The 979-nt window shown below is 73.0% G+C and carries 1 pseudogene; it reads right to left on the bottom strand.

What is annotated here, in order from left to right:
- A pseudogene (locus tag AC2W7C_RS18420) lies at positions 1–740 on the bottom strand (class I SAM-dependent RNA methyltransferase); the annotation flags it as partial.
- Positions 741–979 lie beyond the last annotated feature (239 nt).

The raw sequence follows: 979 nt of genomic DNA, 5'->3' as shown, positions 1-979 counted from the left end.
GCCCGCGGGCAGGGTCACGGTCGCGGGGCCGAAGGCGACCATCGGCGGCCGGGCCATGACCAGGGTCTCCCCGGCCAGGCTCAGCCGGGCCAGATCGGCGTCCGCGGCGGCCTGGATCGCCCGCATCTGGGCGTCGCGGGACAGGCCCCCCGACCGCCGCTCCACCCCGGTGACGTCCACGTCCAGGCCGGACAGCGTCCAGGTCACATGCAGCGTCGGCGCCGACTTGGGATGCTCCAGGAAGGGTTCGGCCACCCGGGCCAGGGCCGGAAAGGCGGTCACCAGCCGGGGATCGGCGACCGGACAGGCCGACACCTCCACCAGCCGCCAGCTCTTGCGCGCCTTGAACCCCAGGATCGCCCGGCCGTCGGGCCCGCGACGGCGTGCAGGGCCAGGCGCCGCCGAGACCCCGCCGGCACCGCCACCGCCGGTTCGATCTCGGCCTCGATCCGCTCGCGCGCCAGGGCCAGGCGGACCTGTTCGGACTTCCAGTCCAGATAGGGCCGGTCCGCCCAGTGCTGGAGGGAGCAGCCTCCGCAGTCGCCATAGTGGGGCGACGCCGGCTGGACCCGCTCGGGGCTCGGCGTCAGGATCTCGAGGTCCTCCAGGCGCCCGTCGCGGACCTGGCCGCGCACGGTTTCGCCGGGCAGGGTGAGCGGCGCGAACACCGGCCCGGCCGGGGTCTCGGCCACCCCGTCGCCCTGCCCCGCCACGCGCCTGATCGTCAGCGTCTCTGTCATCGGCCGCTTCTAGCGATCCCGGCCGCCTGACGGAACCGGGCGAAACCTGAACGAAGATGAACGAAGCGCTCAAAGGCCGTTCAGCTTCGCGATCCTAGAACCCATGCAACAGACCCGCCGGCCAACCGTTCGGTCATCGGGTTTGAACGATCAACAGGACACCGACGATGTTCGCATCCCTTTCGAGCAAGGCCCTGGCCAGCAAGGCCGCCTGGGCGCCGCCGCCCTCGCGGCCGCCG

This window comes from Brevundimonas sp. CURTG3B2_SDJG (assembly GCF_057364705.1).
Note: the sequence above shows the minus strand (reverse complement) of the source record. Positions and strands in the feature narration are given on the sequence as shown.